The organism is Pueribacillus theae (genome assembly GCF_003097615.1).
GTDB lineage: Bacteria > Bacillota > Bacilli > Bacillales > UBA6769 > Pueribacillus > Pueribacillus theae.
On record NZ_QCZG01000060.1, the window covers coordinates 1 to 15,289 of the forward strand.

Genomic DNA, 15,289 nt, shown 5'->3' on the forward strand with positions numbered 1-15,289 from the left:
TTGATACATCGCTGAAAGCTTTCCGGAACCATACGCCTAGCGTATGGTTTTCTTTTCACAATAAAAAGGTTCCAAACAAATCAAAAGTTTGCTTGGAACCTTTTTTGTGGAGTTGTTTCTATCTTCCGGTACTATTTTACCGTTCGTGGCGGTGTACTTTCTCAAGTTCACCGCCATCAATGCAAATGCTAATTCATTTTTCACCTTCTGTTTTCCCCTGACGGAAAAACGAATGAAACCCAAATTAGCCTTCAGGAAACCGAACGCTGGTTCTACGTCAATTTTACGTTTTCCGTAAATTTCACCAGTTTTTTCGTCTGAAAGCTTCGCACGTACATATTCTTTTTGGGACTCCCACTTTTCATTTATGTAAACTTTTCGGTTGTTCCCTTCTTTTGCTTTGGTGCACAAATCGCGGAGTGGACAGCCCGAACAGTCGATAGCTGGGTTCATGTCCTTGAGCCAACCACATCATGCGGATACTATCCTGTAATAAAGCTTCAATTTTACGACCAGAAAACACGGATTGCGTATACCCACACAAAATGATTTTCAACATCATACGAGGATGGTACGCAGGACGGCCGGTTTGTCGTATGAAGTCCTCGAAAGCCTCTTCCGGAATACTCTCTACAAGATCATTGATCGCAAAGGCAATATCGTTTTCTTTCAACTTAATTTCTAAATCTAGCGGCAAAACTACTTGGTTCATGGTATAATGTTTAAACATAAGGGCACCTCCAAAATTATTGTTTGGTCACTTTAATTTTATCAAAGGGTGCCCTTTTTGTTTACTAAAATTGCGACAAAAAAAGGCGTGGGGTTTACACTTCTTAGTGTAAGCTCCAACGCCTTAATTTTTATTTACTGGGGTTTTGTCCCAGCCTCGTTTTTTAAATTAAGAATATCGATAAATTAGGATTTATTTACTTAACATTATACTTATTTTCGGACCGATGCATCTAATCGGTGAGTATATACAAACCAAGTAATGCTTGCTGTTAATAATGTTGACGAAATTAAAGTTGTAAGAACACTATATGTTTGCCAAATAAGTATCGTTGACCAATCGAAGGCAAAAAACATTATACACTGGGCAATCGTAGCGATTAGGAAAACAATTGTTACGATTGTTCTCTTTTTTGTCATGGGCTGCTGCTCATTCGTTTTCCTTTTTCTTAATCCTAAGAGAAATAACAGAACGGCCAATAGGCAAAGAATAATTGTGGTAGACGACAAAATGATGTCCAAAAGCTGTGTGCCGCTTATCTCATATGACTGAGTTAGATTGCCGTTTAATATATTTTTAACTTTTAGCACCAGGTTTATATTGGTATTTGCGCCGTTGCTCAGTAAGCAGATGGCTGTTCTTTCATTTGGCAGTATGACTACTTCGGTTCTAAAATTTGGATTACCCCCAGTGTGTTCTATAAACGTTTGTTCAGCGTTTACCGACCAACCTGCCGCATAATACATATCATTGACAGCCGAAACAGACATATCACCCCTATGTGATTTTTCGATAACCCTGTGAAATATTTCGGGTATGTCCTGCACGATACCCATCTGTATGCCCATCCAACGCGCCATATCTTTTGTATTAGAAATGATATAGCCGGCAGGTTTATTCCCAGCATAATCCGGAGCGTTAAATGGAGTTGTTATAAAAAAGGAAGAACGGTAGCCCTGTGCTAACTGTCCAGTGGCTTGAGCATCTTCTTTATAAACATACGTCTGGTGAAGACCTAAGGGTAGAAATACCTGTTCCTTCATAAAGTCTTCATAGCTTTGTCGTGATACAATCTCAATAACCAAACCCAATACGTCATAATTAACGGTTCCATAGTTATATTGTTCACCGGGAGAGAACGCCAATTCTGCATCTACCAGCGTTTCCACAGTCTTTTGCAACATATCAGGCGTATTACCTTGTGGAATATTTTGAGTATGTCTAATATTTGTTAGGCCGCTGGTATGGTGAAGAAAGTTATTTAGTGTAAGGCTTTGCATATCAACAGGTTTACCTTGATACTTTAACGTAAACCAAGGTAAATATTTTTGGATAGGGTCAGTCATTGATAGCAGCCCTTGCTCTTCCAATAGCAAAATCCCCATACCAGTAAAAGCTTTACTCACCGAGGCCAACTCATAGAGTGTATTTTCACTTGCAGACAACCCCTTTTCAAGATCTGCATACCCAGAAGAAAAGTAGAACACTTCACCATCAGCAAGTATCGAGATTGACATTCCAGGCACACCTGATGTACGACAGGCATCATCTAGCAATGCTTGTATTGCCACAGATTTCGAATCTGACAACGCATAACTTTGTGTTGCGAATCCTGAGAATAATATAAATATCGTTAATACAAAAACAATAGTCTTTTTCATACACTCTCCTTTTTGAAGAATTATAAGGGTATAAATAACTTATTTTTATAACTATAAACTAAATTCTAATTTATCTTTCTGTTTACCTATATAATATCAATTAATTGTGAAGAGTTACACTTAAACTAACGGGGCGTTAGTTCAACAAGAAGTAAACAACTTTATTATTAGATCACTTAATGTTTAACTTCCTCGCCTATTCAGGTGCACGAATTGGAGAAGCAATCACATTAAAGTGGAAGGATTTTAATTTTAACGAAAACAGCGTCCATATCAGAAGAACTTTATACAATCCTAACAACAATAAACAAAAATATGAATTAACCTCAACAAAAAATACAGGTGCCGAGAGAAAGCTTTTAATTGACCAAGAACAATTCATTCAAAAAAACAAAAGGTTATATAAGGAATGTACCGACAAAGGTAATCTCCCATCTATTGGGTCATACAACTACTGAACAGGTAGAGAGAACATATGGACATCTAACAAGAGGATTAGAAAAAGAGGCCTCTCAAAAATTCAGTGAATTAATGAGAGACCTCTATATTTAGAGTGATTTTATCGGCGCTTATGACCAATAAAATGACCACGGTTTGATGATAAGTGCTCTACCCTTGGTCTATCAAGGGCTTAGAGTTTTCCTTACATCATGCCGCCCATTCCGCCCATTCCGCTCATATCAGGCATTCCGCCGCCAGCGCTTTCTTCTGGCTTGTCGGCGATAACTGCTTCAGTTGTTAAGAACATAGCAGATACGGATGCAGCATTTTGAAGTGCGGAACGAGTAACTTTTGTTGGGTCAACGATACCTGCGTCAATCATGTTAACCCACTCGCCAGTTGCTGCGTTGAAGCCGATGCCAGGCGCTTCGCCTTTTAGGCGCTCAACAACGACGGAGCCTTCAAGACCAGCGTTGTCTGCGATTTGGCGAACTGGCTCTTCAAGTGCACGAAGAACGATGTTGACACCAGTTGCTTCGTCGCCTTCTGCGTTAATTTCTTTGATTGATTTAAGAACGTCGACGAGCGCTGTTCCACCGCCGGATACAATTCCTTCTTCGACAGCCGCACGAGTAGAGTTCAATGCGTCTTCGATGCGAAGCTTACGCTCTTTAAGCTCTGTTTCAGTCGCAGCGCCAACTTTGATAACCGCTACGCCGCCAGCAAGCTTAGCAAGGCGTTCTTGTAGTTTTTCTTTATCGAATTCAGAAGTTGTTTCTTCAAGTTGTGCTCTAATTTGGTTTACGCGGCTTGCGATTTGATTTGAATCGCCAGATCCTTCAACGATGGTTGTGTTTTCTTTTGTAACAACAACTTTTGAAGCGCGTCCAAGCTGATTGATTTGAGCTGATTTAAGGTCAAGTCCTAAATCTTCAGTGATCACTTCTCCCCCTGTAAGGATTGCAATGTCTTCTAGCATTGCTTTGCGGCGATCACCGAAGCCAGGCGCTTTCACCGCAACAGCGTTAAATGTTCCGCGGAGTTTGTTCACAACGAGTGTTGCAAGTGCTTCACCTTCAACGTCTTCAGCGATGAGAAGCAATGGTTTTCCTTGTTGGACAACTTGCTCAAGAACTGGAAGGACTTCTTGGATGTTTGAAATCTTTTTGTCAGTAATCAAGATATATGGATCTTCGAGAACTGCTTCCATTTTGTCAGAGTCTGTTACCATGTACGGGGAAGCATATCCACGGTCGAATTGCATACCTTCGACAACTTCAAGCTCTGTTTCGAAGCCTTTTGATTCTTCAATTGTAATAACGCCGTCGTTGCCAACACGCTCCATTGCTTCAGCAATTAATTCGCCAATGTTATCGTCAGACGAAGAGATTGCAGCTACTTGTGCAATTGATTCTTTGCCTTCAATTGGCTTGGAAATCTTTTTAAGTTCTTCTACTGCTCTTTGAGTAGCGATTTCGATTCCTCTGCGAATCACCATTGGATTTGCGCCGGATGTGACGTTTTTCAAGCCTTCGCGAATCATCGCTTGAGCAAGGACGGTTGCAGTTGTCGTACCGTCACCAGCGACATCATTTGTTTTGCTTGCAACTTCAGCGACAAGTTTTGCACCCATGTTTTCGAATGCATCTTCAAGTTCGATTTCTTTTGCGATTGTCACACCATCATTTGTAATGAGTGGTGAACCAAATTTCTTTTCAAGAACGACGTTGCGTCCTTTCGGACCTAATGTAACTTTTACAGCATCTGCAAGCGCATTAACACCATCAAGCATTGAACGACGGGCTTCTTCACCGAATTTCATATCTTTTGCCATTGTAATACACCCTCCTCAAGTTTTTATGTAGTTTCCTTTGTAATTTTTTAGTTAATGATTGCAAGTACGTCGCTTTCACGAAGGATCAAGTACTCTTTACCATCGTATTTTACTTCTGTACCAGCGTATTTAGAGAAAATAATTTTATCGCCTTCTGCAACTTCAAGTGCAATACGTTCGCCATTGTCAGTTACGCGACCGTTCCCAACGGCAACAACGCGGCCTTCTTGCGGTTTTTCTTTGGCGGAATCAGGCAATACAATGCCGCTTGCAGTTTTTTCTTCCGATTCAACTGTTTCAATCAAAATGCGATCTCCTAAAGGCTTTAACACGTGAAACAACCTCCTTAAAATATGTTCACATTTTTTATTAGCACTCAATGGAACCGAGTGCTAATAACCACTTATTATATTAAAAGATAATCCATTATTTTGCAAGTGTATCTCTCACTTTTTTTAAATAAAAATTGCAAAAGAGAATTCGCATAATAAAGCAAGCTGTAAATGAGCCATTGCGTTATGATACAATGGCAGGGGCACAATGAAATGAGAGGAGAAGAATGCATGCGAAAGCAATATTGGTGGATTTTAATCATTTATATTTTAATGCAGCTTTCCGGCTTGGCTGGATTGCCTTTGCTTTATGCGATTGGAATAACTAATAAGGTAGCATCTGTAGAAGGTTTTGTTATTTGGAGTTTACTCAGCTTTGCGGCTGCATTAATTCCTATCCTCATCTTATCCAATCGAATAAAAGAATATCCCTTTCCAACTTCTGAAAAATCAGCGCCTCTCGTTGCCATCGGCTGGATTTTTTTTGGCGTTTTTCTTTCTTTTTTCGTTCAAGCCGCTGCGAGTGCAATTGAAGTAAATCTTTTAAAAGTTGACCCGAATTCAGAGAATACGACCCAGCTTGTAGAGGTTGCGAAGTCTTTTCCTGTTTTCTTTCTTGTGTTTACAATCATCGGGCCAATCCTTGAAGAAATTGTTTTCCGACAAGTGATTTTTGGGAGTTTGTATACACGGTTTAATTTTTTGATTTCTGTTTTAATCAGCTCTTTTATTTTCGGAATTGTCCACGGCGAACTTGAACATTTGTTAATTTATACATCCATGGGGGCGACGTTCGCTTTCCTATATGTCAAGACAAAACGTCTCATCGTTCCGATTGCTACCCATGTTGCGATGAACACGTTTGCTGCGGTGGTCATGCTTTTTTCTGATAAGTTGGAAGAACTGCAAAAAAATCTCCAGCATATTTTTTTATGTTGATGACGTTGTTACCGAAGTAGCTTTCGGCTTTCTAAGCATGAGCCCTGCTGGAATGGTAAGGATTGTTAAAATACCGAAGACGAGAAAACCTTCATTTATCGCTTGAAGATTGCCGGCCTCCATTGACTGGCCTGTTGCGAACAGTTGCGTTCTCCTTACTTCGAAATAAACGGAAATAAGGACGATGGCTAGGGAAGAACTCACCCTTCTCATCACATTATTGACAGCAGAACCTTGCGAAACGAGACGATCCGGAATGGCATTCAGTCCGGCTGTCGTTGCCGGCATATTGGATAACCCGAGCCCCATACCCCTCATCATCATCAAAATAAAAATAATCGCCAAAGGCGAATCAAGCTTGAGCATGCTGAGCAGAATCGTTGTCGCTCCAGTAATGATCAGCCCTGTCGTTACAATTCCTTTCGGGCCGTTCCGATCAAGCATCCTCCCGGCAATCGTCATAAAAATGCCGGTGAATAATGCGGATGGCAGGAAAACTAGCCCGGTTACAATGGTGCTGTAGCCATAGACACTTTGAATAAGCAATGGAATCATGAACATTCCTGCAAACAACCCCATGGCCTGAACGCTTGATACGATAATGCTGATACTGTATGTAGGAACTTTAAATATTTTTAAGTTAAGCAGCGGTTTTTCTACTTTTAATTCATAACGGACAAAAATTACGATCAGGCTTAAACCTAGGATTAGAAGCGATAAATTAACAGGCGAAGTTAAATCCTGCAAATTTGAAATCCGTCCTAAAGCCAATAGCAAAGCGCCAATTCCAATCGTAACAGTCACAAAACCGAACCGGTCGAAACGAAGCGTAGGATCCCTTTTCGTTGATTTCAAGAAACGAATGCCTAGCAATAAACCAAGAATACCTGTCGGGATATTCATAAGAAAAAGCCAATGCCAGCTGCCAAATTCAATCACAGTGCCACCAATCGTTGGGCCGATGGTCGGCGCCATCATGACGGCAATTCCCCATACACCTGTTGCCATTCCGCGTTCATTTTTCCCGAAAACTTCAAAAATAAGCGCCATCGAAAGAGGCATCATAAGCCCCCCTGCAACACCCTGCAAGCCTCGAAAAAAAATGACAGATGACAAATTCCACGAAAAAGAACCACATAAGGAAACAAGAATAAACATCGCCAAGCCCAATAGATAGACGCGTTTCTTTCCAAACCTTTCCCCCAAATAGCCTGTTAGCGGCATCGTCATCCCCATGGCAATCATAAAAATCGTAATAATCCAGCTGACAGAAACAGCGTCGGCGTGAAAGAGCTCCATAAAGTAAGGAATTGCCGGATTTAAAGAGCTATTGTTTAAAATCACCGTAAAGGTACCAAGCAGCACAGTTACAACAACCAGCCATTTTGTAGACATCCTTTTCATAGGCTTCGCTCCTCGATGCAATGTTTGTTATAACTATATCATGATTTTTGAATATTTGCTCACCTTCGCGCCTAAAAGCATAAAAAAGCCATTTCCATCATTAGATTCCTGAAGGGAAATCTGTATGAAAATGGCTTTTAAGATATTCTGATGTTTGCATTAATAAGGCTTTTGTCTCTCATGAAAATCACTCGATGTTTTGCTCATTTGCTTGCGCCATTTGCGCTTTTAATGCTTTTTTATAAGCAACCCTCGCAATAATGATGCTTAGTTCATACAAAAGTAAAAGCGGAACGGTAACCATAAGATGTGAGACGATTTCAGGCGGTGTGATTAAGCCTGCGATTACGAGCAAAACAAAGTAAGCATATTTTCTAATTTTAACTAAAAACATTGGTGTTATTATGCCAAGCCTTGTCAAAAACATAATAATGATTGGAAATTGAAATAAAAATCCAAACGGCAGTGTCAATTGCAATAAAAATGAGAAATACTCATTAATCCCATACATTTCGTTAATGTTCAGCATATCGGATAATTTTCCAACGAAACCGATAACAAAAGGAAATAAAAGGAAATAGGCAAAGGCCAAGCCTCCGAGAAACAAAACGACGCTGACGGGGATATATGCAAGAGTTATTTTCCGTTCCTGCTCATAAAGCCCGGGGCTAATAAATGCCCATAATTGATAAAGGGCCAATGGAGATGTTAGAACCATCGCTGCAATAAAAGCAAACTGTAAATATACCTTAAATGGATCAGTTAACTTGAAAGCATTCATTGGTATATTTTGTGCTTCAGGAGCTGATTGTAGAAACAAGACAAGTGGGCGGGCTAGAAATAGACCGCAAATAAACGCAAAAAGAAAGAAAACAAGAACAATAATGATCCGTTTTCTTAATTCCTCAATATGATCAATGACGGTTAATTGCTTCTCTCCTTGTTCCATGAAAACCATCCTAACCTTCCGTTACGCGTTTGACAATTTATTGCTTGTCCTTCTTTTTATCATCCATTTGATCGTCATCATCAGCCAAACCCTTCGTTGCATTTTTAAATTCACGAAGCGTGTTTCCGGCAGCTTTCCCAAACTCAGGCAACTTTTTTGGTCCAAATATAATAAGGGCAACAATTGCAATTAAAGCAATACTTCCCGCTCCAAGTCCCATACATGGGCACCTCCCGTATAATTCGATTAACCTATATGAAAAGAATAACAGAACAGCTCAAAAATCGCTAGTTTAGAATGTGCCAATCTCACGAACATGTAAGCGAATGGCGATTCGGGAGTTTGACAGTTGATAATCAAAAAAATACGAAGAAGCCTTGATACGGCTTTATTTTTTTGTCAATTTTTAACATTTATTATTGCGTAACATTTCGTAACATGGTATAATAAGTATGATTATCACTTTGGAAGGATACCCGTTATGCGAATAAAAATTAGCCGGTCCAAGAATTCTGAGTCTTATTTTTTGATTAAAGATATTTATAAAAATGGAAAACGAACGACCAAAGTGGTAGAGGCCTTGGGGAATCGGGATGAGATTCAACAAAAATATCCTGACCAGGATCCATTAGAATGGGCTAAAAATTATGCAAAGAAACGAACGGAAGAAGAGAAAACTGAAAACGCAAAAATTATGGCGGCTTACAATCCAANACGTATAAATGCGTTACACTAAAGGTAGATATGAGGTGAAACGATGATTGTACTACAAGTAAATGGCGCTTCAAAATCATTTGGGGCTGAACCTATTTTAACGAATATAAAATTGGAAGTAAAATCAAACGAAAAAGTGGCATTAGTTGGAAGAAATGGCGTTGGGAAATCCACGCTGTTAAAAATGATTACCGGTGACTTATCGGTTGATTCGGGGGAAATTATCATCCCGAAAGACATTGAAATTGGATACCTTTCCCAGCATTGCGGGCTTGAGTCAAATCGAACGATTTGGCAGGAGATGATTGACGTCTTTTCCGATATAAAAGAAATGGAAAAGATGATTCGAAACTTGGAGTTAAAAATGGCTGATCCGAGCCTAATAGAGAACCAAGCCGCCTATTCAAAGCTATTAAACGACTACGATCAGCTGCAGATCGAATTTGAGGAAAAAGGCGGCTACCGCTATGAAGCTGATATCCGCTCCGTTCTCCATGGCTTGCAGTTTAGCGAATTTGATTATAAAAATACCGTGATCTCTGCATTAAGCGGCGGTCAAAAAACAAGGCTTGCCCTCGCCAAACTTTTATTGAAAAAACCTGAATTGCTCATTCTGGACGAACCGACAAACCATCTTGATATTGAAACCATCTCTTGGCTTGAGCAATATTTATATAGCTACACTGGGGCGATCTTGATTGTTTCTCATGATCGTTACTTCCTTGATAAAATTGTGTCCGTTATCTATGAGCTCTCACGCACCCAGACAACGAAATACATTGGAAACTACAGCAAATACTTAGTTGAAAAAGAAAATCGCCAAGCCATTGAATTAAAAGAGTATGAAAAACAGCAAGCAGACATTGCCAAAGCTGAAGACTTTATTCAAAAAAATATTGCACGGGCATCAACCACAAAGCGGGCACAAAGCCGCCAAAAACAGTTGGAGAAAATGGTCCGACTTGAAAAACCGCTTGGAGACGAAAAATCAGCAAATTTTTCTTTCAATATTAAAAAAGAAAGCGGCAATAACGTACTCGCTATCAATCACTTATCTGTGTCCTATACAGAAGGGGAAAACATCTTTACAGATGTCAACATGCACATCACAAAGCAAGAAAGCGTGGCAATTGTTGGCCCGAACGGCATCGGGAAATCAACCTTGCTGAAAGCAATTATAAATAAAATACCGTATAACGGCTCGATTGAGCTTGGAACAAACGTATCTGTTGGCTACTACGACCAAGAACAAGCGAACCTCACTTCCAAAAAGACCGTCATTAACGAATTATGGGACGAATACCCGAACATGCTCGAAAAAGACATCCGCAGCGTGCTTGGCTGTTTTTTGTTCAGCGGTGAAGATGTCTTTAAAAGCGTTGTTGAGTTAAGCGGCGGGGAGAAAGCCCGGTTGGCGCTTGCTAAGCTCATGCTGCAAAAAGCCAATTTTCTCATTTTGGACGAGCCGACGAACCATCTTGATTTGGATAGTAAAGAAATACTTGAAAATGCACTCATTAATTATCCCGGAACCATATTATTCGTTTCTCATGACCGCTATTTCATCAATCGGCTCGCAACGAAAGTCATTGAATTATCTTCCACTGGCGCAAGCGAATATCTTGGAGACTACGATTATTATATCGAAAAAAAGAATGAACAAATCGAGATCGAAAGATTAAAAGAAACAGAAAAAGCAGCGGAAAATGAGCAAAAAAGCGCAAGAAACAGAGAAGATATGAAGAAAATGCAAAGCTTAGAGAGAAAACGACAGCGCCGCATTCAAGAAATCGAAGCATTGATCGATGAACTGGAAAAGGAAATTAAATTTGCTGAAGAGCAACTAAACAAACAAGACATTTTTGAAGACTATCAAAAGGCAGCCGAAATCAATGAATCCATCGCTAAAAACCAGGATAAACTGGAATCTTTGCTTGAAGAATGGGAAAACCTGCAAATCTAATCTATGGAAATTTTCAGACTTATACACATTATCCACAATTTTATCCACAAGAAAATGTTGATTATTTAGCTTTTCTGTTAACTTATCCAGTAAATGATAAAATGAACATGATGTTATGCACAAAAATGCTGTGAGTAACTTCACCTTATGTATCAAGGTTCGGGACAGTTACCCACAGCATTCACAATTTTTATCTAGCTCATGATATTGGATGAAAAAGCTGATTAACACAGTCATACTGGTTCAATTTCATTTGCCTCTCAATCATCAAACTTACGTTAAAAACAAATACGTTACATCTTCTCTTCTTCCTACAATGGCAATCCTGGCGTCCCATTTAACGTCATGTCCGCTCTTTTTCCTTTTTGATATTCAATACTTCCTGCTGCCGCGATCATGGCTGCGTTGTCTGTGCATAACGAAAGGGGCGGAATGACGAGTTCAATGTTGGAATCGCCAAATTTTTCTTCGAGCGCTTGCCTTAACCCTTTATTTGCCGCAACGCCGCCAGCGACTAATAATTGTTTTGCATCATAGGCTCCAGCAGCCCTCGCTGTTTTTTCAACAAGCACTTCAATCACGCTTGCTTGGAAACTTGCGGCAAGATCTTCCTTTGCAACATGTTCCCCACGCTGCTTCGAATTGTGCAATTTGTTAATAACTGCTGATTTCAATCCGCTAAAACTGAAATCATAGCTGTCAGGTTCAAGCCAGGCTCTTGGAAGTGGAATTTCCGGCTTTCCAATTTGAGCAAGCCGATCAATTTGCGGGCCTCCCGGATAAGGCAGCCCAAGCGTCCTTGCGACTTTATCATATGCTTCCCCTGCCGCGTCATCCCGCGTTTCCCCAATCACTTCATAAACCCCATGTTCCTTCATATAAATTAGTTCCGTATGGCCTCCCGAGACAACGAGGGCGATTAGCGGAAATTGCATTTCTTTTACAAGCCGATTCGCGTAAATATGGCCAGCAATATGATGCACATTGACGAGCGGAATGCCGTTTGCCAACGAGAGGGCTTTTGCGGCATTGACACCGATTAGCAAAGCACCGACAAGGCCGGGCCCTTCCGTGACTGCCACAGCGTCAATTTCTTTCCATGTGACGCCCCCTTGGTGCAACGCTTCTTCGAGAACGATGGTAATTTGTTCTACATGATGTCTTGATGCAATTTCAGGAACCACACCGCCAAACCGTTTATGGCTTTCAATTTGGGATGCGACGACATTTGCCAAAATTTCTCTTCCATTTTTCACGATGGCTACCGCTGTTTCGTCACAGCTCGTTTCAATCGCCAGTATGACTTCATCATTCGGATTGTTTTTCATTAAATTTCACCCACATAACGAAAGCGTCTTCTCCATTATTCGTATAATAATTCTTTCGAACGCCTCCAATTTGAAAACCAAATTTCGCATACAAATTTTGTGCAATTTTGTTTGAGACTCGAACTTCTAGCGTCATTGAAGCCGCGCCTTGCTCTTTTGCGATTTGTATTGTTTTTTTTAGCAGTTCTTCCCCCAGTTTTTTGCCGCGGTATTCTGGAAGAACCGCGATGTTAGTAATATGTGCTTCATCGACGATGACCCACAATCCGCAATACCCGACAATTTTTTCATTGACAAGAAGCAGGAGATACGTTGCATACCGATTTTGTGTAAGTTCATTTATAAACGTTTCCTTGCTCCAAGGTTTCGGGAAAGACTGTTTGTCAATGGATGCCACAATGTCTACATCATCAACGGTCATATTGCGAAATTCTGCAATTTCAATCACGCTCATTGCTTTCATTCCCATCTTTTCGAGCGTCCAGCCATTTTTTTTCTGCTTCAGCCATTTGAACATAGTCCGGAGTAAAAAGATGCACATTTTCTTCTGGCTTCCTCAGCATTCCAAGAACAGCTAGTTCTCCCGGCCTTGGATTCTGTTCAGCCAGTTTCCCAAAGACTGCATTTTCATTTAAAGCCCCTTGCAGTTGTTCCTTATGTTTGCCTACATCATTGCCTAAAAATAGGGTGGGTTTCTCGAGGCTTTTCAACTTTTTCCCCCATGTTTCTGACTGAATAATACACTCTTTTTCAACAGTCTCAGGGTTGCCTTCTTTAAATTGGTGCAAACTTGTATAAATTTGGCCCCTCCTTGCGTCAATGAGAGGGGAAACATACCCATCAAAATAACGACCATTTAAAGCAAGCATTTCAAGGCTGGATACACCAACGATTGGTATGTTTAACGTCCATGCAAGCGTTTTTGCTACGGTCACACCAATTCGAACACCTGTATAGGAACCTGGCCCTTTTGAGACAATGATCGTATTTACATCTTTTACTGTTAAATCAACTTCTTGAAGCAAATGTTCAATAGCAGGCATAAGTCGGACAGAGTGATTTTTCTTTTCATTCGTTATCAACTCTGCGATAACTTTTTGTCCATCCGCTAGGGCAACCCCCATCACATTTGTCGATGTATCAATTGCTAATCCAATCATTTTCGAACAAGCTCCTCGCACAGTTGGACATACCGCTTTCCATGAGGAATTAATTCAAAGCTCCGTTTCTGATCATTAAGCAACGTAATTCTTATTGACAAATAATTCTCGGGAAGCATGTCTTGTATAAAAGAAGCCCATTCTACAACGGTTACCCCTTCGCCTGCAAAATATTCATCAAATCCTAAATCTTCATCACTTTCTTCAAGTCTATATACGTCCATATGATAAAGCGGCATTCTGCCATCATACTCTTTAATTATCGTAAAGGTTGGGCTGTTGACAACTCTTTTAATTCCAAGGCCTTTCGCCAACCCTTTTGTAAATGTCGTTTTGCCTGCTCCCAAATCTCCTTCGAGCGTAAGAACATCACCCGGATTTAAATAGCCGGCCATTTTTTCACCTAGTTGTTCCGTCTCTTCGGGAGAAGACGTTTTTAACAAAAAATGATTCACTTCCCACACCTACTCGTTTTTTCTAAAATGGTTGTAACCTCGCTTATCAAGAATGAATGGAGAATGATTTTTTAATAAATACACTTTTGGTTCCCCGTTCTTTACATACCCAATTTCGGTTATTTTAATGTTTGCTTCATGAAAGGCGCTCTGAATTTGATCCCAATTTTTTTTATTGGCCGTTCCAATTAATTGAAAGTCTTCACCACCATAGAGGACAAAGTCTTCAATTTCTTTATTTGAAAAGCTGCCTAAAGCTGGGTGTTTCGGGATTTTGCCATAGTCAAGAACGATTGTTTTGCCGCTGGCTTCAGCTAATTCATTTGCTTCACTTGCGATCCCATCGCTTATATCATTTAACGCTGCCCTAACACCCATATTAACCAAAAGGAGACCAGCTTTAATTTGCGGGTTCGGCTTTTGGTGTTGTTCAATTAACTCTCTCTGCTCTTTAGCATACGGATAATTCATCCCATGTTCAAGCAATAGCGAAAGGCCAGCTGCTGATGCTCCAAGAAAATCTGTAACAAAAACAACATCGCCACTCTTTGAATTCTGTCTAAATAGCCGGCGTCCTTTTGCTACTGTTCCAATTGCTGTAACTGTAATAACCAGCTCTTGATTCGACGATACAGTATCTCCACCAATTAAATCAACTTTAAACCTTTCAGCAAGTTCATTCATTCCATCATAAATTTCTTTGACTTCACAATCTTTCCAACCTTTCTTTGGAACTGCAATGGAAACAAGGTAATAATTAGGAATGCCTCCCATTGCCGCGATATCACTTAAATTTACAGCGAGCGCTTTATAGCCAATATGAGCCGGCAACATTGTGCATCGTTTGAAATGGATATTTTCAACGAGTGTATCAACACAAACAACCGTATCATATTCATCACCATGATGAAACAATGCAGCATCATCACCAATACCTTTAATTAGCGAGCGATGATATTGTTTTTTAGGAAGTAACGACTGGATAAAAGCAAATTCATCTTTCAAACGAATCGCATCCTTTTTCATATAAAAAAACCTTAGGAAATAATCCTAAGGAGTTCATGTTTTTTTTAGTTAATTTCGTCCATGCCATAATTAAATTTGGTTGCGGGGGAAGGATTTGAACCTACGACCTTCGGGTTATGAGCCCGACGAGCTACCAGACTGCTCCACCCCGCGATAATAAAAAAATACTAAATTTGAACCTGCTCGTTGACTGTCCTATACAAGGATAAACTTTTTAGAGAAAAAAGTCAACTGTAAAGCATATTCCCTCAAAACCAGAAACGACATCCATTGTTTTTCTTTTTTATGGTTAAGTGTTCGACCGATTAGTATCTCTCAGCTCCACGTGTCGCCACGCTTCCACACGAGACCTA

General features: G+C 40.2%; 14 protein-coding genes, 1 tRNA gene and 2 pseudogenes. 4 read left to right on the forward strand and 13 right to left on the reverse strand.

Annotation, left to right across the window (positions count from 1 at the left end):
- Nucleotides 1–36: 36 nt before the first annotated feature.
- A pseudogene (locus DCC39_RS19960) lies at nt 37–730 on the reverse strand (transposase).
- Nucleotides 731–942: 212 nt separating this feature from the next.
- Nucleotides 943–2,391 (reverse strand): serine hydrolase domain-containing protein, encoded by a 1,449-nt coding sequence (locus tag DCC39_RS17470; protein WP_116556178.1) that lies wholly within the window; start codon nt 2,389–2,391, stop codon nt 943–945.
- A gap of 179 nt (nt 2,392–2,570) precedes the next feature.
- On the opposite strand from DCC39_RS17470, the gene DCC39_RS19920 reads away from it, so the two are divergent.
- Nucleotides 2,571–2,849 (forward strand): site-specific integrase, encoded by a 279-nt coding sequence (locus DCC39_RS19920; protein WP_116556179.1) that lies wholly within the window; start codon nt 2,571–2,573, stop codon nt 2,847–2,849.
- A 185-nt stretch (nt 2,850–3,034) separates the two neighbouring features.
- Here the strand turns inward: DCC39_RS19920 and groL are convergent, their stop codons facing one another.
- Nucleotides 3,035–4,666, reverse strand: coding sequence for a chaperonin GroEL (gene groL / locus DCC39_RS17480; protein WP_116556180.1), 1,632 nt, complete (start codon nt 4,664–4,666; stop codon nt 3,035–3,037).
- Between the two features lie 47 nt (nt 4,667–4,713).
- Nucleotides 4,714–4,998 (reverse strand): co-chaperone GroES, encoded by a 285-nt coding sequence (gene groES, locus DCC39_RS17485; protein ID WP_116556181.1) that lies wholly within the window; start codon nt 4,996–4,998, stop codon nt 4,714–4,716.
- A gap of 231 nt (nt 4,999–5,229) precedes the next feature.
- Between groES and DCC39_RS17490 the strand changes: the two genes are divergently transcribed.
- Nucleotides 5,230–5,937, forward strand: a complete 708-nt coding sequence (locus DCC39_RS17490) for a CPBP family intramembrane glutamic endopeptidase (RefSeq protein WP_116556182.1) — start codon at nt 5,230–5,232, stop codon at nt 5,935–5,937.
- Here DCC39_RS17490 and DCC39_RS17495 read toward each other — a convergent pair.
- From DCC39_RS17495 to DCC39_RS17505, 3 genes are all read right to left on the reverse strand, one after another.
- A complete protein-coding gene (locus DCC39_RS17495) occupies nt 5,929–7,362 on the reverse strand; it encodes an MDR family MFS transporter (RefSeq protein ID WP_338066573.1) in 1,434 nt (477 codons plus the stop codon). The genes DCC39_RS17490 and DCC39_RS17495 overlap by 9 nt on opposite strands.
- Before the next feature lie 166 nt (nt 7,363–7,528).
- The gene (gene tatC / locus DCC39_RS17500) at nt 7,529–8,299 is read right to left on the reverse strand and encodes a twin-arginine translocase subunit TatC (protein ID WP_116556184.1); all 771 of its coding nucleotides are present in this window, start codon (nt 8,297–8,299) and stop codon (nt 7,529–7,531) included.
- Nucleotides 8,300–8,327: 28 nt separating this feature from the next.
- Nucleotides 8,328–8,510, reverse strand: a complete 183-nt coding sequence (locus DCC39_RS17505; RefSeq protein ID WP_116556185.1) for a twin-arginine translocase TatA/TatE family subunit — start codon at nt 8,508–8,510, stop codon at nt 8,328–8,330.
- A gap of 261 nt (nt 8,511–8,771) precedes the next feature.
- Here DCC39_RS17505 and DCC39_RS19965 point away from each other — a divergent pair.
- A pseudogene (locus tag DCC39_RS19965) lies at nt 8,772–9,008 on the forward strand (IS1634 family transposase); the annotation flags it as partial.
- A gap of 39 nt (nt 9,009–9,047) precedes the next feature.
- Nucleotides 9,048–10,967, forward strand: a complete 1,920-nt coding sequence (locus tag DCC39_RS17515) for an ABC-F family ATP-binding cassette domain-containing protein (protein ID WP_116556187.1) — start codon at nt 9,048–9,050, stop codon at nt 10,965–10,967.
- 311 nt (nt 10,968–11,278) lie between these two features.
- On the opposite strand, the gene tsaD is transcribed toward DCC39_RS17515, so the two are convergent.
- The 6 genes from tsaD to DCC39_RS17545 all read right to left on the reverse strand — a co-directional run bounded on the left by tsaD (nt 11,279) and on the right by DCC39_RS17545 (nt 15,089).
- Nucleotides 11,279–12,295, reverse strand: coding sequence for a tRNA (adenosine(37)-N6)-threonylcarbamoyltransferase complex transferase subunit TsaD (tsaD, locus tag DCC39_RS17520; protein ID WP_116556188.1), 1,017 nt, complete (start codon nt 12,293–12,295; stop codon nt 11,279–11,281).
- Entirely contained in the window at nt 12,276–12,749 is a 474-nt protein-coding gene (gene rimI / locus DCC39_RS17525) for a ribosomal protein S18-alanine N-acetyltransferase (protein WP_240613689.1), read from the reverse strand. Before rimI ends, tsaD begins: the two co-directional genes overlap by 20 nt.
- Nucleotides 12,736–13,455 carry a tRNA (adenosine(37)-N6)-threonylcarbamoyltransferase complex dimerization subunit type 1 TsaB gene (gene tsaB, locus DCC39_RS17530; RefSeq protein ID WP_116556189.1) on the reverse strand — a complete coding sequence of 240 codons (720 nt, stop codon included), beginning with the start codon at nt 13,453–13,455 and terminating at the stop codon, nt 12,736–12,738. Before tsaB ends, rimI begins: the two co-directional genes overlap by 14 nt.
- Entirely contained in the window at nt 13,452–13,910 is a 459-nt protein-coding gene (gene tsaE, locus DCC39_RS17535) for a tRNA (adenosine(37)-N6)-threonylcarbamoyltransferase complex ATPase subunit type 1 TsaE (RefSeq protein ID WP_116556191.1), read from the reverse strand. Before tsaE ends, tsaB begins: the two co-directional genes overlap by 4 nt.
- Nucleotides 13,911–13,919: 9 nt before the next feature.
- Nucleotides 13,920–14,915 (reverse strand): thiamine-phosphate kinase, encoded by a 996-nt coding sequence (gene thiL / locus DCC39_RS17540; protein ID WP_116556192.1) that lies wholly within the window; start codon nt 14,913–14,915, stop codon nt 13,920–13,922.
- A gap of 97 nt (nt 14,916–15,012) precedes the next feature.
- Nucleotides 15,013–15,089: transfer RNA gene (locus DCC39_RS17545), tRNA-Met, on the reverse strand.
- Nucleotides 15,090–15,289: the final 200 nt, after the last annotated feature.